The organism is Microbispora sp. NPDC046933 (assembly GCF_040644635.1).
Lineage (GTDB): Bacteria > Actinomycetota > Actinomycetes > Streptosporangiales > Streptosporangiaceae > Microbispora.
In genome coordinates, this window is record NZ_JBEYWW010000037.1 from 41,671 (window position 1) to 59,441 (window position 17,771).

General features: G+C 70.4%; 20 protein-coding genes. 14 read left to right on the plus strand and 6 right to left on the minus strand.

The window, feature by feature from the left end; translation table 11 throughout:
- Window positions 1–57 precede the first annotated feature (57 nt).
- From ABZ857_RS35955 to ABZ857_RS35965, 3 genes are all read left to right on the plus strand, one after another.
- A complete protein-coding gene (locus ABZ857_RS35955; RefSeq protein WP_357052552.1) occupies window positions 58–879 on the plus strand; it encodes a DUF4097 family beta strand repeat-containing protein in 822 nt (273 codons plus the stop codon).
- 112 nt (window positions 880–991) lie between these two features.
- Complete coding sequence (locus ABZ857_RS35960) at window positions 992–1,732, plus strand: PadR family transcriptional regulator (RefSeq protein ID WP_357052555.1); 741 nt, start codon at window positions 992–994, stop codon at window positions 1,730–1,732.
- 50 nt (window positions 1,733–1,782) lie between these two features.
- Window positions 1,783–2,022, plus strand: coding sequence for a hypothetical protein (locus ABZ857_RS35965; protein WP_357052558.1), 240 nt, complete (start codon window positions 1,783–1,785; stop codon window positions 2,020–2,022).
- Here the strand turns inward: ABZ857_RS35965 and ABZ857_RS35970 are convergent.
- A complete protein-coding gene (locus ABZ857_RS35970) occupies window positions 2,012–2,974 on the minus strand; it encodes a zinc-binding dehydrogenase (RefSeq protein ID WP_357052561.1) in 963 nt (320 codons plus the stop codon). The two genes, ABZ857_RS35965 and ABZ857_RS35970, sit on opposite strands and share 11 nt — an antisense overlap.
- A gap of 347 nt (window positions 2,975–3,321) precedes the next feature.
- On the opposite strand from ABZ857_RS35970, the gene ABZ857_RS35975 reads away from it, so the two are divergent.
- Window positions 3,322–4,530 carry a serine protease gene (locus tag ABZ857_RS35975; RefSeq protein ID WP_357052564.1) on the plus strand — a complete coding sequence of 403 codons (1,209 nt, stop codon included), beginning with the start codon at window positions 3,322–3,324 and terminating at the stop codon, window positions 4,528–4,530.
- Window positions 4,531–4,666: 136 nt separating this feature from the next.
- Here the strand turns inward: ABZ857_RS35975 and ABZ857_RS35980 are convergent, their stop codons facing one another.
- Window positions 4,667–5,155: an SSI family serine proteinase inhibitor gene (locus tag ABZ857_RS35980; protein ID WP_357052567.1), complete on the minus strand. Its 489-nt coding sequence runs from the start codon at window positions 5,153–5,155 to the stop codon at window positions 4,667–4,669.
- A gap of 211 nt (window positions 5,156–5,366) precedes the next feature.
- Between ABZ857_RS35980 and ABZ857_RS35985 the strand changes: the two genes are divergently transcribed.
- From ABZ857_RS35985 to ABZ857_RS36000, 4 genes are all read left to right on the plus strand, one after another.
- Entirely contained in the window at window positions 5,367–6,494 is a 1,128-nt protein-coding gene (locus ABZ857_RS35985; RefSeq protein ID WP_357052570.1) for a trypsin-like serine protease, read from the plus strand.
- 286 nt (window positions 6,495–6,780) lie between these two features.
- Complete coding sequence (locus ABZ857_RS35990; RefSeq protein ID WP_357052573.1) at window positions 6,781–7,962, plus strand: hypothetical protein; 1,182 nt, start codon at window positions 6,781–6,783, stop codon at window positions 7,960–7,962.
- Window positions 7,963–8,031: 69 nt separating this feature from the next.
- Complete coding sequence (locus ABZ857_RS35995; protein WP_357052576.1) at window positions 8,032–8,316, plus strand: hypothetical protein; 285 nt, start codon at window positions 8,032–8,034, stop codon at window positions 8,314–8,316.
- A 197-nt stretch (window positions 8,317–8,513) separates the two neighbouring features.
- Complete coding sequence (locus tag ABZ857_RS36000; RefSeq protein ID WP_357052579.1) at window positions 8,514–9,632, plus strand: hypothetical protein; 1,119 nt, start codon at window positions 8,514–8,516, stop codon at window positions 9,630–9,632.
- Between the two features lie 94 nt (window positions 9,633–9,726).
- On the opposite strand, the gene ABZ857_RS36005 is transcribed toward ABZ857_RS36000, so the two are convergent.
- Together ABZ857_RS36005 and ABZ857_RS36010 are read right to left on the minus strand one after the other, a co-directional pair.
- On the minus strand, window positions 9,727–11,133 hold the full coding sequence (locus ABZ857_RS36005; RefSeq protein WP_357052582.1) for a hypothetical protein: 1,407 nt from the start codon (window positions 11,131–11,133) through the stop codon (window positions 9,727–9,729).
- A 196-nt stretch (window positions 11,134–11,329) separates the two neighbouring features.
- Window positions 11,330–12,514, minus strand: a complete 1,185-nt coding sequence (locus ABZ857_RS36010; protein ID WP_357052585.1) for an NADP-dependent malic enzyme — start codon at window positions 12,512–12,514, stop codon at window positions 11,330–11,332.
- Between the two features lie 273 nt (window positions 12,515–12,787).
- Here ABZ857_RS36010 and ABZ857_RS36015 point away from each other — a divergent pair, with 273 nt between their 5' ends.
- Window positions 12,788–13,315, plus strand: a complete 528-nt coding sequence (locus tag ABZ857_RS36015) for a CGNR zinc finger domain-containing protein (RefSeq protein WP_357052588.1) — start codon at window positions 12,788–12,790, stop codon at window positions 13,313–13,315.
- Window positions 13,316–13,332: 17 nt separating this feature from the next.
- On the opposite strand, the gene ABZ857_RS36020 is transcribed toward ABZ857_RS36015, so the two are convergent.
- On the minus strand, window positions 13,333–13,647 hold the full coding sequence (locus ABZ857_RS36020; RefSeq protein WP_239105287.1) for a S24 family peptidase: 315 nt from the start codon (window positions 13,645–13,647) through the stop codon (window positions 13,333–13,335).
- 84 nt (window positions 13,648–13,731) lie between these two features.
- Between ABZ857_RS36020 and sodN the strand changes: the two genes are divergently transcribed.
- The 3 genes from sodN to ABZ857_RS36035 all read left to right on the plus strand — a co-directional run bounded on the left by sodN (window position 13,732) and on the right by ABZ857_RS36035 (window position 15,569).
- Entirely contained in the window at window positions 13,732–14,133 is a 402-nt protein-coding gene (sodN, locus tag ABZ857_RS36025) for a superoxide dismutase, Ni (RefSeq protein WP_357052592.1), read from the plus strand.
- Between the two features lie 210 nt (window positions 14,134–14,343).
- Window positions 14,344–14,769, plus strand: a complete 426-nt coding sequence (locus ABZ857_RS36030; protein WP_079316287.1) for an ATP-binding protein — start codon at window positions 14,344–14,346, stop codon at window positions 14,767–14,769.
- The gene (locus tag ABZ857_RS36035; protein WP_030511447.1) at window positions 14,769–15,569 is read left to right on the plus strand and encodes an RNA polymerase sigma factor SigF; all 801 of its coding nucleotides are present in this window, start codon (window positions 14,769–14,771) and stop codon (window positions 15,567–15,569) included. Before ABZ857_RS36030 ends, ABZ857_RS36035 begins: the two co-directional genes overlap by 1 nt.
- 101 nt (window positions 15,570–15,670) lie before the next feature.
- Here ABZ857_RS36035 and ABZ857_RS36040 read toward each other — a convergent pair whose 3' ends face one another.
- Window positions 15,671–16,072: a hypothetical protein gene (locus tag ABZ857_RS36040; protein ID WP_357052594.1), complete on the minus strand. Its 402-nt coding sequence runs from the start codon at window positions 16,070–16,072 to the stop codon at window positions 15,671–15,673.
- Between the two features lie 87 nt (window positions 16,073–16,159).
- Here ABZ857_RS36040 and ABZ857_RS36045 point away from each other — a divergent pair, with 87 nt between their 5' ends.
- Window positions 16,160–17,152, plus strand: a complete 993-nt coding sequence (locus ABZ857_RS36045) for a diacylglycerol kinase family protein (protein WP_357052597.1) — start codon at window positions 16,160–16,162, stop codon at window positions 17,150–17,152.
- 286 nt (window positions 17,153–17,438) lie between these two features.
- A complete protein-coding gene (locus ABZ857_RS36050; protein ID WP_030511444.1) occupies window positions 17,439–17,693 on the plus strand; it encodes a WhiB family transcriptional regulator in 255 nt (84 codons plus the stop codon).
- Window positions 17,694–17,771: the final 78 nt, after the last annotated feature.

Genomic DNA, 17,771 nt, shown 5'->3' on the forward strand with positions numbered 1-17,771 from the left:
GTCCGTGCGGATGCCGACCCGTGCGGGCGCAGGACTTCGCGTGGAAGGGCCGGAGCGATGCCCCAATGGACGATCGACTCTCCCGGACGGCTCACGTTCGGAGAGGTCACCGCACTCAACGTGCGCGTCGTGGCCGGTCGGCTGGCCGTGCTGGCCAGTGACGGCCCGCCGACCCTCGAAGTGACGGAGGTGGACGGCTCGCCGCTGGTGGTGATCCACGACGACGACGGCCGCCTGACGGTCGCGTACAAGGACCTCACGTGGGACGGGATCCTGGGGTGGTTACGCCCTGGCCCGCGCAGGACCACGCTGACGCTGACCGTGCCGAGGACGTGTCCCGTCCAGGCCGGGATCGTCTCCGCCTCCGCCGTCGTGGCGGGCGTGGAGGGGATCACCGGCGTGAAGAGCGTGTCCGGAGAGATCGTCCTCGACGGCGTCAGCGGCGAGGTGCAGGCCGAAACGGTCTCGGGCTCGGTGGAGAGCCGGGGACTGACCGGCGACCTGTCCTTCTCCAGCGTCTCCGGCGACCTCACGGTGGCCGCGGGCCGGCCGCGGCGGCTGCGCGCGAACACGGTGTCCGGGCGCGTCACCGCGGACCTGGACCTGGAGCCCACCGGTCACGTCACGCTGCACAGCATGTCGGGCGCGATCGTCGTACGGCTCCCGCACGACGTGAACGCCGACGTGTCCGCCCACTCGACCTCAGGCAGGATCGAGTCGGCCTTCCCCGAGTTGTCCGCCGCCACGATGCCCGGGGCCCGTTCGCTCGGCGGCCGGCTCGGCGGCGGCATGGCGTCCCTCTCGGCGACCACGGTGTCCGGCGCCGTCACTCTGCTGTGCGGGCAGCCCGCCGGCAGGCGAGCAGAGGAGGAAGTATGAGCGAGCGTGGCGAGCGAACCGGGGAACGCGGCGAGGAGGTGGGCATGCGCGAGCGCATCAGGAAACACGGCGTCTGGCGAATGCCACTCCGAGCCGAAGGCGAGGAGAGAGCATGAGTCCCGTGTTCGGGCATGGCCGGTTGCGGCTGTACCTGCTGAAGCTGCTGGAGGAGAGCCCGCGGCACGGCTACGAGGTCATCCGGCTCCTGCAGGACCGTTTCCTCGGCGTCTACTCCCCCTCTCCCGGCACGATCTACCCCCGCCTGGCCCGCCTGGAGGACGAGGGCCTGGTCACTCACGAGGTCGTGGACGGCAAGAAGGTCTTCACGCTGACCGACAAGGGGCGGGCCGAGCTGAACGACCGGATGGACGAGCTCGCCGACCTGGAGCAGGAGATCACCGCCTCGGTCCAGGACATCGCGCGCGAGGTCAAGGAGGACGTGCGGCAGACCGTGCGTTCCCTGCGCGAGGAGCTCACCCAGATGGCCAGGGACATCGGCCACGACAACCGCGACCTGCGGCATGAGCAGAAGGAGGAGTGGCGGCGGCAGCGCGAGCACGCCAAGGAGGAGTGGCGCAGGCAGAAGGAGGAGTGGCGCCGCCACAAGCGCCAGTGGAAGGAGGAGAGCGAGCGCTGGCAGCACGAGTGGCGCCGGATCTGGGAGGAGTCCTGGGGGTTCGGCGGCGGCCGGCAGGGCGGCCACGACGCCGCGCTCGGCCGGATGCTGGCCGACTTCGTCGCCGACGTCCACGGGTCCTCCGCCGCGGGCGTGCCCGACGAGCGGGCCCTGGCCGAGTGCCGGGCCGCCCTCGACGAGGCCGCCGAGCGCATCCGCCGGGCACTGCGTTCCTGAGGCCGGGCCCTGAGACCGGGCCCTGGCGCCGAGCCCCTGACGCCGGGCCCGTGACATCCCCCACGAACACCACCGGCCAGCGAGGAGCCGAGTTGAGCCCGTACGGCTGGCGCAATCCGTTCCTGCGCTCGTCCCTCCCCCCGCCGCCGTGCGCCCGGCCGATCCGGGAGCCGGAACGGCCGGGCGACGAACGATACGTCCACGGCGACCGCGCCCTCCAGCGCGATCGGCGGCGGGAGGGCGGCGACGAGAGCGCCGCCCGGCCCGCGCGGGCGTCCGTCAGGGTGTGAAGACCACCTTGCCGAAGACGTCGCCACGGTGCATGGCGGCGAAGCCCTCCTCCGCCTCGGCCAGCGGCAGCACCCGGTCGATCGCCGGCCGGACGCCCGTCTGCTCCAGGAACACCGCGAGCCGCGCGAGCTGCTCGCGCGTCCCCATCGTCGATCCGATGATCGACTTCTGCAGGAAGTAGACCTGCGCGAGCTGCGTCGCGGCGACCATGCCGCTCGTCGCGCCGCAGGTGACGATCCGGCCACCCGGGCGCAGGGAGCTGAGCGAGTGCTTCCAGGTGGCCTCGCCGACCGTCTCCATGACGGCGTCCACCCGCTCGGGCAGCCGCGCGCCCGTCTCGAAGACCCGGTCGGCGCCGAGCGCGAGGGCCCGTTCCCGCTTGTCCTGCGAGCGGCTGGTCGCCCAGACGCGGAAGCCGCCGGCCCGGCCGAGCGCGATCAGCGCGGTCGCCACGCCACCACCGGCGCCCTGGACCAGGATGGTCGAGCCCGGCTCCAGCCCGGCCTTGTCGAAGAGCATCCGGTAGGCCGTCAGCCAGGCCGTGGGCAGGCAGGCGGCCTCCTCGAAGGAGATCGCCGCGGGCTTGGGCACCAGGTTGCGGCGCGGCACCGCGACCTTCTCCGCGAACGTCCCGTCGTACTTCTCCGACAGCAGCGAACGCGCCGGGTCGAGGGTCTCGTCCCCGTCGACCGGCGTGCCGATGACGGAGTGGACGATGACCTCGTTGCCGTCCTCGTCCACGCCCGCCGCGTCGCAGCCGAGCACGATCGGCAGCCGGTCCTCGCTGATCCCCACACCCTTGAGGGTCCACAGGTCGTGATGGTTGAGCGCGGCGGCCCGGACAGTGACGGTCGTCCATCCCTCCGGTACGGCGGGCTCGGGGTGCTCCCCGAGTGTCAGGCCCTTGAGCGGGTCGTCCGGATCGGTCTGTGTGGCGGTGACGGCGAACATGCCAGAACATTACTCCGGCCGTCGCGCCGGGCCCGGACGACCCCCGGACGGCTCGCCGCCGGCACCTTTGATACTCGGGGATATCACTGGGAACAGAGCGCCGGAAACAAAACAAGACTGGTCAAGAATGACCGTAAACCCGTCGGCTCCGCGACGCGACGGCCCGAAGCGGAAGCACGCCGACCTGCGAGTACGGCACTCATAACCACTCGCTATGGATAACAGATAGGGCAAATTACCAATTGTTCTGGTTATATCCACAGCATTCTGCAAGATCCGGTCATTAGCCTCGGAGCGTTTTCCTGAGGAATGGGACGCACCCTCACCGTCCCAGGGAAAGGAGCTCCATGATCCCCCGAGCACGTCGTCTGGCCGTTCCCCTCACCGGCGCGCTCCTCGCGGCCGGCGTGGTCGGCGCCACCCCTGCGGCCTCCTCGGCGGCCTCCCCTGCGGTCTCCTCGGCGGCCTCTTTGACGGCCTCCTCGGCCGCGACCCGCACGGCCTCGGCAGTCGCGGCGGCGCGGGCCACCCCCGGCGACGTGACCGCCAAGGCCGCGCCCCAGACGCCCGCCGAGGCCGTCGCCTTCTGGTCGCCGCAGCGGTTGCGGGCGGCCAGGGACTACACCGAGGAACTCGGCAACTCCGTCAAGGGCTTCGGCGGGGCCGGCGACGCCATCCCGGACGGCAAGGCGGGCACGGTCCCGCCGACCGGCGCCGGCAAGGGCGCGGCAGGCGGTTCCAACAAGATCAGCAAGCAGGTCAACCTGCCCCCCACGGTCGGCCGGGTGTTCTTCACCCTGCCGGGCAGGAACCCCCTCGACCCGAAGAGCTGGAAGTACTGCTCCGGCGCCTCCGTACAGGGCCACTACCGCAACGTCGTCGCGACGGCCGGGCACTGCGTCTACGACCCGGTGACCAACCAGTTCTACGACAACTGGGTGTTCGTCCCGTCGTACTGGGACGGAGACCAGGCGTGGGAGGGAAAGGCACCGTACGGCATCTACCCGGCGAAGTGGTTCCAGGCGCACGACGACTTCGTGGTCAGGGAGGATTTCGACTATGACTACGCGTTCGTGAACGTGTCGTCGGGCTTCAAACTCACGCCGGAGAAGGACGGCGGCGTCACCCGCTACGTGCGCACCCCGGTCGGCCGGCTCGGGGACAACGTCGGCGGCCAGGGCTTCACCTGGAACCGCAGCACCAAGGTCAAGGTGTTCGCGTTCGGCTATCCCGCCGGGCCGCATCGCGACGGCGACCGCCCCTTCACCGGGCGGACGATGAAGTGGTGCTACGGTCAGACGGCTCCGATGCCGGCCGCGCCGAAGCACGACATCCAGGAGCACATCGGGTTCACGTGCGGCATGACCTCCGGCGCCAGCGGCGGCCCCTGGCTGATGGGTTACAAGAGCGCGACCCGCACGGGCTACCTGAACGGCATCAGCAGCGTGGCGTGGGACAGCGACGGCAACGACCGGTACGACCGGATCTCCTCGCCGTACTTCAACGGCGAGACCTACGACGTCTACAAGGTCGCCGCCAACCGGTGGACACAGTGACGGCGGACGCCTGACCGCATGGCCGTTCGGTCAGGCAGAGGGCCCGGCGGACATCCCGCCGGGCCCTTTTCGTGTCGGGCGCTTCTCCATCAGCCCTTTACGTTCCCTGTACGCCGCGTACGGTCGACTATCCGTGTCAGAAGTCGAACAGCGCCCCGGCGGCCGACCGCTTCTCACAGTCGTTGCCGAAGGTGCGCCGGAACTGGAAGTACTTCCCGTCCCAGATGCCGCTGGCGGTGACCGTCTCAGGTGCGTAGATCATCGTGCAGGGCTCGGCCGCGTTCACCCGCAGAGCGCCCGGGTCGGGGCCCGTCCTGTCCAGCCAGGCGCACGCCTTTTCCGCCGAGGGATGAGATCCGCCCACCGGAGCGCAGTTCAGGAAGACCGACCGCGTCGGCGGGTCCGCCTGCTCGCCGTCGGCGACGGTCAGGATCACCGCCCGCACCCGGGAGGCCGGTGGCCTGGCCGCTTGCAGGGCGATCTCGGGTGGCGGTGGAGCCGGCAAGGTGTCCACCCGCGCCGGGGCCGACGTCCCGCCGTCACCGGCACCGGGTTGGGCCCAGGCCTGGGCGGAGGGGCCGGCGGCCAGCGCCGTACCGGCCAGTAGAACAAGCAGCGGTTTCATGCGATCCCCCCGTTTCCGCTGGTGACCAGCGTTCTCACGAGAGACCTCCAGGGCAAGCGCCCACTCCGGACCCCACCGGAAAACTGGCGTACCACAGACCACTTCGGTTCCGCTCGATTCATAACGAGCTGGACAAGAAGGTGTGCCACAACCGTATGGATCTGGAAAAATCACCCCTTAGTGTCCATATCTCCGCCCCGAGAGGCCCACGGTGACCAGGAAGCGCACGCTCGCCGCCGGTGGCGTCGTCGCCGCCGCGAGTGCGGTCGCCGTGCTGTTGGGTCAGGGACCGGCCGTTCCCGCGGCAGCCTCGTCCCACGGGGCCACGACGACGGTCTCCACCGTGACCGGCGTCAACGGCAACGGGGTCAGCGCCTTCCCCCTCGCCTCCAGCGAGGCGGACGAGCAGCGGGTGGCGGCGTACTGGAGCCCGGAGCGGCTCAAGCAGGCGAGCAGCTACGTGCCGAGCACGAAGCCGTCGCCCTCGACCGGGAGCACGCCCTCCGCCGTGGAGGTGGGCCCGGGGGACGCGAAACCACGCACGGGAGCCCCGCGCACCGCGACGCCCCCGCCCGTGGCCGCCCCGCCGATGGTGGGCAAGGTGTTCTTCAAGGTCGACGACAAGGAGTTCTGGTGCTCCGCCTCCGCGGTGCACTCCGCCCATCGCAACCTCGTCGCCACCGCCGGGCACTGCGCGTACGCGCTGGCCCAGGACAAGCCGGTGCAGAACTGGGTCTTCATCCCTAGCTACCACGACGGCGTCGCCCCCTCCGGCATCTTCGTCGGCCACACGCTCTACATGCACGAGGACTTCGCGGGCCAGGGCGACTTCGACCGCGACTACGCCTTCGTGACCGTGCACCGGGGCTTCTCCTGGCAGCCGTACGTGGAGAACGGCAGGCTCAAGTACCGGTCCATCGACGTGGGCCGCCTGGAGGACAAGGTCGGCGCCTTCCGATTCGCCTCCAGCAAGCCGACCGGACGACCGACCTACGTCTTCGGCTACCCCGCGGGGGCCAACCCCGACGGCAGCCGCCCGTACACCGGCCAGGCGGTGAAGTCCTGCGACGGCACCACCGAGAAGAAGTTCGTGAGCGCGCCGACATGGCAGCTCGAACACGGGGTGCGGCTGCCCGGCTGCCCGTTCACCTCCGGCGCGAGCGGCGGCCCGTGGGTGACCGGCTACGACGCCGCCAAGCGGACCGGCTACCTCACCGGAATCACCAGCCTGACCTGGAACCTCAGCGGCGGCGGGCGGCTCGACGCCGTCTCCACGCCGTACTTCAACCAGTTGACTCAGCGGGTGTACATCCAGGCGAGCAAGCAGGGCACGGGCTGACCTCTCCGGACCGGCGAGACCTGAATGTGATTCGCATCACATCGCTCCCTCCTGTCCGGCTGCGTACCGTGCGCGATTTGACACAGAAGGCGTCCGAACGGACCTGCACTGATCGCCCGGCGCGCTCTCGGCCTTGACAAAGGCTGTTGAGGATCACGGAAAAGTCACGCGAGCGACGGCCTCGAATGCACGAAAAACACGGATAAAACCGAGAGGTACTGTCTTTACTAGCCCTTTACTGACGGGTGGGACGCATGTGGCGTACCACGACAGCACCTGGAGATTCATGAACACCCGAGTCAAGCGCCTGATCCTCCCCATCGGGGGCGTGGCCGCCGCCGGCCTCATCGGGACCACCGTGGCAGCCCCCGCTCAGGCCGCCGGTGACACGGCCTCCGACACCCTGGCCGGCAGCGGCCTCGCCGCGAAGAACGTCATCGCCTACTGGCTCAACCAGAAGGCCTCCAACCTGGTCAACGCCACCCCGTACGGGTACGAGAGCCAGGTCAGCGCCAAGCACGTCTCGACCGGCGGGCCGTCCGCCGACAGCAAGCCCGGCACCGTCTCCCCCACCGGCGGCGGGAAGTCCGGCGGCACCCTGAAGAACGTGAACCTGCCGCGCACCACCGGCAAGGTCTTCTTCCGCGGCGGCGACGGCAGGCCGCACTGGTGCAGCGCGACCTCTGTCCAGTCGAAGTACGGCAACCTGGTCGCCACGGCCGGGCACTGCGTCTACGACACCAAGACGAACCGGGCCACCATGGACCGCTGGGTGTTCATCCCCGGCTACTACCAGGGCAAGGCGCCGTGGGGCATCTACGTCGGCAAGACGGCCTACACCCACTACGACTTCGACGTGTACGAGGACGGCGACCGCGACTACGCCTTCGTGACCGTCTACAACGGCATCAAGGCGGGGCGCGGCGGCGACCTGCGCAACGTCGCCGAGTGGACCTGGAAGCAGGTCGACAGGAAGACCTACCTGAAGTACGACCGCTTCATCCGCAGGAGCAAGGGCGGCAAGTACTACGTCGTCAGGTTCACCGACGTCGGCCGGCTGGAGAGCAACGTCGGCGGGCAGGGCCTGGCCTACAACCAGAAGGTCGGCAGCTCGGTCTACGTGTTCGGCTACCCGAGCGGGTCGCACCCGGACGGCGACCACGCCTACACCGGCCAGACCCTCAAGTGGTCGTACGGCAAGACCTTCGCCGCCAAGGCCCCCGCGGTCAAGGGCGAGGAGCTCGTGGGCGTCAAGTCGTCCTTCACCGGTGAGGGTTCCTCGGGCTCGGCGTGGCTGCTGCGGTACAGCAGCGCCAAGCGGCTCGGCTACCTGAACGGCGTCACCAGCGGCGTCTCGGACACCGACGGCAACAACCGGATCGACACCAGCGTCTCCCCGTACTTCGACGGCGAGACCTACGGCGTCTACAAGGCCGCCGCCGGCAACTGGTCCGGCTCGATCGCCTGAGTCGCCGGCACCTCGGCGCCGGTCCGCGAGTGACATGATGAGCGGACGGCGATCACGAGGAGACCAGCGATGACCCACCCGTTCAGTACGCAGCCCGCCCCCCGGCGCACCCCCCTGAACGCGGAGGAAAGGGCGCGCAGCGAGGTCGCCTTCACGCAACTCGCCGCCGAACACCTCGTCACACAGGGGCGGTTCAGAATCACCGCCGACAGCCCGGAGATGGTGGATCTCTGGCAGACGGTCGCCCGCAGGGCGGGTGAGACGCTCCGGCGGCCGGTGGTCAGCTACGCCAACGGCCGGGACATCGTCATCACCTTCGCCCAGGAGGCCCCGGGTCTCACGACCCGGGCCTGAGCACCCCCAGGAGTGCCCCGCCGCGCCGCGGCGGGGCACTTCGGCGTTCCGCGAATCGTGCCGGGGAGAACGCCCCTCTGTCCGCGTTGTTTTCCCGACTTGATCCCCATCGCTGTATCTTCCTTCGCAGCCCGTTAACACCGCACTCCCGAGGGCGCCATGGGGCGAGGGAGACGTTCCACAGCAAGGAGATCCGGTTGAAGCGCATCCTCCCCCCGCTGTGGGGTGCGGCGGCGACGGCCGCGTTGCTCGTCACCGGGACGGCGGTGCCCGCTCACGCCTATGAGATCACCGTGACGACACCCCTCGCCTCCGGCGCGAGGGTGTCCTCCGTGATCGCCTACTGGCTCAGGGACGACGGACGCGCGCTCACGCAGGCGACTCCCGCTTCCGCGCCGGCCAGGATCGACGCCACTCCCGTCACGGCCGAGGGCGCCGCTCCCGGCGGCGCACGGGGCGTGGTGCCCGCCGCCGCCGGGGTCAAACGGGCCGGCGGCCCGTCGAAGAACGTCAACCTGCCGAGGACGACGGGCAAGGTCTTCTTCGTCGGCTCGGACGGCCGCCCCCACTGGTGCGCGGGCACATCCGTGCAGTCCGACCACCGCAATCTCGTGGCGACGGCCGGACACTGCGTGTACGCCGCGAAGCCCACAGCGGGGGCCGCCGCCGGATCCACCGCGAGGCCGTACCGGAACTGGATCTTCATTCCGGGGTTCGCCGGCGGCGGCACGCCGTGGGGCGTCTACGCGGGCGACCGGGCCTTCGCCCACAGCGACTTCACCCGCTACGGCGACCTGGACCGCGACTACGCGTTCGTCAGCGTGCACGCCGGCGTGCTGCCCAGGCGCGTCACGCTGCGGGACGCCGCCCAGTACGCGGCGTTCTCCGGCGGCCCCAAGTACCGCACGGCCACCGGCTACACCGGCATCAGGCTGCTTTCCGCGGGGCGTCTCGGCGACAAGGTCGGCGGGCAGGGCCTCGCCTACAACCTGCCGGTCGACCGGCCGCTCGCCATCTTCGGCTATCCGCTGCGGACCGCCGAGCGTCCCGCGAACGGGCTCACCCGGCTCACCCGGGCGTACGGCCGGCCCTTCCTGGCCCAGGACCTGTCCAGGAGGGCGAACGAACTGGTCGCCGTGCGCTCGGCCTTCACCGCCGCCTCCGGGTCGCCGTGGCTGGCCGCCTACCGCGGCGTACGCGGCCTGGGGTATCTGAACGGCCTGACCATCGGTCTTTCCGGCCCGGCGACCGGTCTGTCGCCGTACTTCGACGGAGAACTGTTCCAGGTCTACGACGCGGCCCGGCACGCCGGCTGACAAGCTCGTCCGCGCGGAGTGCCCGGCCGGCGTCACCAGGTCCGGCGTCACCAGGTCCCCTCACGCTGATGCTCAGGGGCCCGGATCGCACCGCTCAGACGCCGACCACCTCTCTGGCCGCGCTCTGCCTGCCCGCGCCTTCCCTGTTGCCCGCACGGCCCCGGCCGCGCTCCAGCAGCTCCGCCACCCGCGGCTCCGCGGCGTACGGCGCGAACCTGCGGCACATGTCCGCCACGTACGTCCGGGTGCGCGCCGACTGGATGCCCTCGGCGAGATCGAGGGCCGACGACGCCGCCTGGCAGGCCTCCTCCAGTTCGCCCTCCTGGATGAGCGCCGTGGCGAGCAGCGACAGGTTGAACATCTTGCCGCGCACATAGCGCCCGTCCATCACCAGCGAGCGCCGGGCCTGCCGTACCGCCCGTGCCCCGTCCCCGAGGTCGCGCAGGCAGTGCGCCGACTTCGCGGCCAGGTAGGCCTCGTCGAAGTAGCCGATCCAGCCGGGCTCGTTCTGCGGCGTCCGCCGGTCGAAGGCGACCTCCGCCTCGTGCAGCGCGCCGCCGCACGCGGTGCGCTCGCCGAGCAGGGCCAGGGCGTGCGCCTCCAGCACCCGGGCCTCGGCCAGCAGCGAGCCGACCCCCGAGCGCCGGGCCGCCGCGACGGCCGCCCTGGCCAGCTCCAGCCCGTGCCGGGGATGCCCGATGTAGACGGCCTGGTGGCTCATCCCGGCCAGGATCTCGCCGCACAGGGCGTGGTCGCCCGCGCCGCGCGCCAGGCCGAGCGCCTGGATCAGGTAGCGCTGGGCCAGCCCGTGCTGCTCCAGGTCGTAGGCCATCCAGCCCGCCAGCCGGGTCAGCTCGGCCGCCGCGGTCGCCAGTGAGCGCCCGGTGGCCTCGCCGTACGCGCCCTCGCGCAGCAGCGGCGTCACGGCGGTGTGCAGGTAGCGCACCACCGGGCCGCGGACGCTGCCGCCGCCGAACCGGTTGTCCAGCTCGCCGAACGACCGGGTGACCTCCCGTATCGCGGCCACGTCGGAGGGCCCGACCCGGCGCGGCCCGTTCGCGGAGAGCCGCTCCCCGTCGGGCGACGCCAGCCAGCGGACGATGCCCGCCGAGCCCGCTCCCAGGGCGAAGGTGGAGTCGAGCAGGAACCTGCGCCGCTCGACGTCGGCCCTCCACAGTGCTGTCACGCTTGCCACACCCTCCTCCCACGAATGGGGGAACTCCTGTCCCAGATCGGCAGGGACCGTTCCGCACGGCATGCCGATGTCCTCCCTGGACACCTGCCGCCCCAGCCGCAGCGAGAAGATCTCGGCCAGCAGGCCGGGAACCGGTTCACGCGGGCGGCGGCCGCCGATCCAGCGCAGCACGGAACCGTGGTCGTACCGCATCCCCCGCAGCCCCCGGGCCGAGCCGAGACCGTTGAGCCGGCGCGCCAGGCCCTTGCGGGACAGACCGGCTTCGGTGAGGTGCTGCTGGAGCAGGCGGTTGGGGTCACGTCGCATCGCTCTCCAACCGGGACAGGCAATAGCCGAGTTGGTTACGGAGAGCTTTCTTTATAGCACTAACCGTGAGGACCTAAAGGGATTCCCAAATGTTTGACGGCACTGACAAGGACAGACCGACAAGGAAGGACGAAGGGCCGCGCACCGCGTGGTCACGCGGCTCGCGGCCCTTCCAGGGTCCGTGCCCGGCGGAGGACTACTTGCGGGCGACGCCGTCCTCCCGGGCCTGCCGCGCGACGGCGGCGATCACCGCGGGGGCGACCCGGGCGTCGAACGGCGAGGGGATGACGTAGTTCTCGGCGACGTCGTCTCCGACCACGGCCGCCAGCGCGTCCGCCGCCGCCACCTTCATGTTCTCCGTGATCGTCGTGGCGCGGACGTCGAGCGCGCCGCGGAAGACCCCGGGGAAGGCCAGCACGTTGTTGATCTGGTTGGGGTAGTCGGACCGGCCGGTGGCGACGACGCGGGCGTGCCGGCCCGCCACCGCGGGGTCCACCTCCGGGGTGGGGTTGGACAGCGCGAACACGATCGAGTCCCGCGCCATCGCCGCGATGGCCTGCTCGGAGACCGTCGACCCGGACAGGCCGACGAACACGTCGGCGCCGGCGAGCGCCTGCTCGGTCGACCCGGACAGGCCGGCCTTGTTGGTGTCGCGGGCCAGCGCCCGCTTGACCGGGTTCAGGTCCTCGCGGCCCGCGTGGATGACGCCCTTGGAGTCGGAGACCGCGATGTCGCCGATCCCGGCGTTCAGCAGGATCCGCGACACGGCGACGCCGGAGGCGCCGGCGCCGGCCACCACCGCGCGCAGGTCGCCGAGGGACCGCCCGCTGAGACGGGCCGCGTTGCGCAGCGCGGCGAGGACCACGATCGCGGTGCCGTGCTGGTCGTCGTGGAAGACGGGGATGTCGAGAAGCGCGCGCAGGCGCTCCTCCACCTCGAAGCAGCGGGGGGCGCTGATGTCCTCCAGGTTGATGCCGCCGAACGACGGCGCGAGCCTGACCACGGTCTCGACGATCGCGTCCACGTCGGTGCAGTCGATGCAGATCGGCACCGCGTCGACGTTGGCGAACTGCTTGAACAGCAGTGCCTTGCCCTCCATCACGGGCATGGCCGCGGCCGGCCCGATGTCGCCGAGCCCCAGGACCGCGGTGCCGTCGGAGACCACGGCCACCACGTTGGAGACCCAGGTGTAGTCGTTGACCAGGTCCGGGTTGTCGGCGATGGCGGTGCAGACGCGGGCGACCCCCGGCGTGTACGCGAGCGACAGGTCGTCGGCGTCGCGGACCGGGACGGTGGAGCGGACCTCCAGCTTGCCGCCGCGGTGCAGCGCGAAAGCGGGATCCAGGTCGAGAGATTCCAGGGAAACAGGTGTAACGGTCACAGCGACCCCAGTGTCGAAAGGACGAGTTCCTTCGGTAGACGCCGTCAAGAGAACGAGAGCCCTGGCTTCGGTAGCCGCCGGAGGCCGTCGTCGTTGACGGTCGTCTCTTGAGGGGGGTACGGGGGTCACCCGTTCCCTGATTGTGCCACACGAAGTGACAGCCGCCCCTGCCAGATCGGGTCACATATCGTTGCACGTTCAGGTGTTCCCCCAGGCCATCGGGCGTGTAATACTCGGCTTTGCCAGTGATCTCTTACATACTTGGGCGCCCCAGTGGACTTGACGTCTTACGCCGAGCTGGCCGTTCAGCTGGTCAACATGGGCGACGAACTCAAAAACCCCTTCTCCCTGCGAGCCCTGCTGGAGGAGACGGGCCGTACGGAGGCGGCCGCCCGCCTCACCCGTCGTGACATCGACGCGCTGTGCGAGCTGCGCGACGAACTCGCGGGGGTCTTCGCGTCCGCCGCCGAGGGCGACGACGTGGAGGTGGTCGATCGTCTGAACGGGCTGCTGGTCCGCCATCCCGTGCATCCGCAGATCTCGGGGCACGACGGCCAGCCCTGGCACCTGCACCTCACCGAGGGCGGCCGGGTGGCCGACGCCCTCGCGGTCGGATCGGTCATGGGTCTGGCCAGCGTCGTGACCCGGCTCGGCGTGGACCGGCTCGGCATCTGCCAGGCGACGCCGTGCCGCAACGCCTACCTCGACACCTCCTCCAACCGGTCGCGCCGCTACTGCTCCGAGCGGTGCGCCAGCCGGGCGAACGTGGCCGCCTACCGGGCGCGCAAGCGGGGCGCCTGACAGGGCCCCCGACCTGGTCAGGGCGCCGGCGCGGGGAAGCGCAGCGCGGGCCTGGGCCAGTAACGCAGCACGACCCTGCCGACGACGTCCTCCTCGGGCACGGCGCCGAAGTCCCAGCTGTCGCGGCGCCCGGGCGCCGACTGGTTGTCGCTCTCCAGCCACCAGCCGTCGCCCGTGAGCCGGAAGGCCCGCTTGACGATCAGCCCGTGCGGCCGCCTGGCGACCACCACGTCGCCCGGGCGGACGGGGGCGCCGAGCCGTACCAGCAGCCAGTCTCCGGGCCGCAACGCGGGCAGCATCGAGTCGCCGGAGACACATACGGCGGTGAGCACATCCCCCTCCGCGCAGTGATTTCGAGACGAGTAAGGTCGGTCCTGGAACAGTGCTGTCACCAGCATTCCTAAGGAAGGATTCCGATGCTCGCACGACTGCTGCGACCCCGGCACGAGGCATCCGCCCACTGCGACCTGCCGTGCGGGGTCTACGACCCGGCGCAGGCCCGCATCGAGGCCGAGTCGGTGAAGGCGATCATTAAGAAGTACGCCGACAACGAGGACCCGGTCTTCAGGACCCGCGCGCTGATCATCAAGGAACAGCGGGCCGAGCTGGTCAAGCATCACCTGTGGGTGCTGTGGACCGACTACTTCAAGCCCCCGCACCTGGAGCAGTACCCCCAGCTCCACCAGCTCTTCTGGGACGCCACGAAGCTCGCGGGCGCCGCCGGCGCCAAGGGCACCGTCGACCCCGCCCTGGCCGACGACCTCCTCGCGAAGATCGACGAGATCGCCAAGATCTTCTGGGAGACCAAGGCCGCCTGAGCCTCGGGTCCGGCCCCGCACGGTCTCCACGGTCGCGCGGGGCCAGATCACCCCAAGGCCCATACAAACTCGATATTCGGTAGTACGGAATTTACGTGCAGTTACCTCCAAGGATCGCCACAATCAGCGCGTCCAGCCAGGGCAGCACCGCGCGAGTGGCGGTAGGTTGCAGTCAGCGGCACTCAGCCGGCTGAAGGGGCGAGGAGGAACGTGACCGAGGAAACCGAGACGCCTGCGGTGGATCTGACCGGGATTCGCGATGCTGTGAGTGTCCGGCTGCCCGCCGTGAGCGCCTACCTGTCCGTGCTGCGCACGGCAACCGCCGGGCTCGCCGCACGGCTCGACTTCACCCTCGACCAGATCGAGGACCTGCGCATCGCCGTCGACGAGGCGTGCGCCATGTTGCTGCGGCACGCGGTGCCCGGAACGGATCTCCTCGCGGAGTTCGAGCTCACGGGCCAGGAGATGACGGTTCGCGTCGAGGTCAACACGCTCGGCGTCAGCTCGCCCAACCGGGAGGACTTCGCCTGGATGGTGCTGACCGCGCTGGCCGACGACGTGGACGCCATCTCCGACCACGCCGACCACCTGGCGATCGTGCTGCGTAAGCGCCGGAGCACGGCGAGGCCGTCGTGATGACGGAAAGGACGAGTGCGATGACCTCCGGCGACTCGGCGGTGCCGGACCGCGTACGCGCGCGCACACTCTTCGCCGAGCTGTCGGAGCTCCCGCCGGACGACCCGAGGCGCCAGCGCATCCGCGACGAGCTGGTCGAGCTCCACCTGCCACTGGTGGAGTACCTGGCCCGCCGCTTCCGCAACCGGGGCGAGTGGCTCGACGACCTCACGCAGGTCGCCACGATCGGGCTGATCAAGTCGATCGACCGGTTCGACCTCGCGCGCGGCGTGGAGTTCTCCACGTACGCCACCCCGACCATCGTCGGCGAGATCAAGCGGCACTTCCGCGACAAGGGCTGGGCGGTCCGCGTGCCGCGCCGCCTGCAGGAGCTGAAGCTCTCGCTCACCAAGGCGATAAGCGAGCTGTCGCAGCGGGAGAGCCGGGCGCCCACGGTCGCCGAGCTCGCCGTCCACCTGGGCATGAGCGAGGAGGAGGTCCTGGAGGGCCTGGAGTCGGCCAACGCCTACTCCACCGTGTCGCTCGACGCGCCCGACTCCGGCGACGACGACGCTCCCGCCGTTTCCGACTCGCTCGGCATCGTGGACGAGTCGCTGGAGGGCGTGGAATACCGCGAGTCGCTCAAGCCGCTGCTCGAGCGCCTCCCGCCGCGCGAGAAGCGGATCCTGCTGCTGCGTTTCTTCGGCAACATGACGCAGTCGCAGATCGCCACCGAGCTGGGGATCTCGCAGATGCACGTCTCCCGGCTGCTCGCCCGGACCCTGGCCCAGCTCCGCGAGGGCCTCACCGCCGAGGACTGATCCGCGCCAGGACGGCCGGACGGTCGGCAGGCAGACGACTGCGACGCCGCGCTCCCCCCCGGCGGCGCCCAGTCAGTGGCCCTGCTTGCTCCGGTGTCTGCTCAGCGCGCGCCGTCCTCGCCCATGAGGGCGTGGGTGGAGGCCGGCGCGAGCAGCGCGACCAGGGCGACCGCCGCCGCGGCGATGAGCGGCACGCCGAAGGCGTACTGCGCGGACTGGATGAGGCTGATCGCCACCGGAAGCGCGAATATCTGTGTCACCACGGCCGGGCCCCGGCTCCAGCGCAGCACCTGCCACAGGCCCCAGGCCACCCACAGCAGCAGGGCGCCGCCGAGCACGCCGAAACCGGCCACCGCGATGCTGGTGACCATGTCGCTGGGCTGGCCGATCACGGTCTCGACGCCGACGTAACCGCCCAGGACGAGGGCGAGCAGGCCCTCCGCGGCCAGGACGGCGGCGGCCACGGTCAGTGTGCCCGGGCGGCCCACGGAACTGCTGATCACATCGCCCAACCCTACCCGCAACGGCGCGCGCCTCCGTGGGCAGGCGTCACCCGGCGGAAGCGGTAAACCGTTCGTTAACCTTCAGGCATGCGGGCACTCCTCCTCGTCAATCCCAAGGCGACCTCGACGCACCGGCGTACCCGGGACGTGCTGATCCGGGCGCTCGGCGCCGCCGTCGACCTGTCGGTCGAGGAGACCGCCTACCGCGGCCACGCGACCGCGCTCGCGGCCACCGCGCACGCCAAGGGCTTCGACGCCGTGGCGGTCCTCGGCGGCGACGGCACGATCAACGAGACCGTCAACGGCCTGCTGGACGCCCGGCCCGGCGGCGGCTCGGACGAGCGGCCCGCGCTCATCGTGATTCCCGGGGGCAGCGCCAACGTCTTCGCCCGCGCCCTCGGGCTGCCCAACAACCCGGTCGAGGCGACCGGCGCCGTCCTGGAGGCGCTACGCGAAGGACGCCGCCGCACCATCGGTCTGGGGCAGGCGATTTGGCATGACGAGGTTTCGGGCCCGGATCCGGGGGCAGATGCGCCACCTGACCAGCAAAGGTCCAGATATTTCACATTTTGCGCTGGGCTGGGATACGACGCCGAGGTCGTCCGAGCCGTGGAGGGCCTGCGGAGCGCGGGACACCGCGCGCTGCCCGCTCTCTACGTGAACACGACGGTTCGCCACTTCTTCGTGACGGACCGCCGGCGGCCGGCGATCCGGCTGACGCGTCCCGGCCGGCCGACAGAGGATGGGATCTTCATGGCGATCGTGTCCAACACGTCGCCGTGGACGTACGCCGGCACACGTCCGATCAACCCGACGCCGTGGGCCGGTTTCGAGACGGGGCTCGACATGCTCGGGCTCCGGAACATGAGCCTGCCGACCGTGCTCGCGCTCGCCCGGCAGATCATCGGCGAACACCGGGGATTGCCGCGCGGTAAACACCTCGTTCAGATCCATGACGAGGCCGAGTTCACCCTCCACGCCTCCCGCCCGGTAGCCTTCCAGCTCGACGGCGACTACCTGGGAGAACACGAGTGGGTGATCTTCCGCGCTATCCCGGACGCGTTACAAGTCCTCGTCTAGCCTGTTACATGTAGTCATAGTGTGACGCATCCGACAGCCACGACGGGCAAAACCTTGTCCCAAACCTCTTGTGTGGTGTTGGTACGGCTGAAAAGCTGAACTACGACGTCGGAACGTAGGACCTTTACGGAGACCACCGCCTCCGTGAGGGGCCCCGGCGATCACGTGGACAAGCCCGGCCCCCACCCAGGATCCGGGCGAACGTCCGCACCAGTTAGTGAAATAGTTCACAAAGTTGACGGCCAGAGGAGCCACGGAGGCTCCACTTTACGAAGGAGTGGAACGCATGGACTGGCGCCACCGCGCTGCCTGCCGTGACGTGGACCCCGAACTGTTCTTCCCGATCGGGAACACTGGTCCGGCGCTCATGCAGATCGAAGAGGCCAAGCAGGTATGCCGGCGATGCACGGTCGCCGAGTCCTGTCTCAAGTGGGCCCTCGAGTCGGGCCAGGACGCCGGAGTCTGGGGCGGGCTCAGCGAGGATGAGCGTCGCGCCCTCAAGCGCCGTACGGCTCGCGCCCGCGCCCGCGCCGCCGTCTGACTCCCCCGCCGCACGCGAACGCCTTCGGTGAATGCCTGCCACGGCATTCACCGAATCGCGGGGCACCGGAGCCCGGCC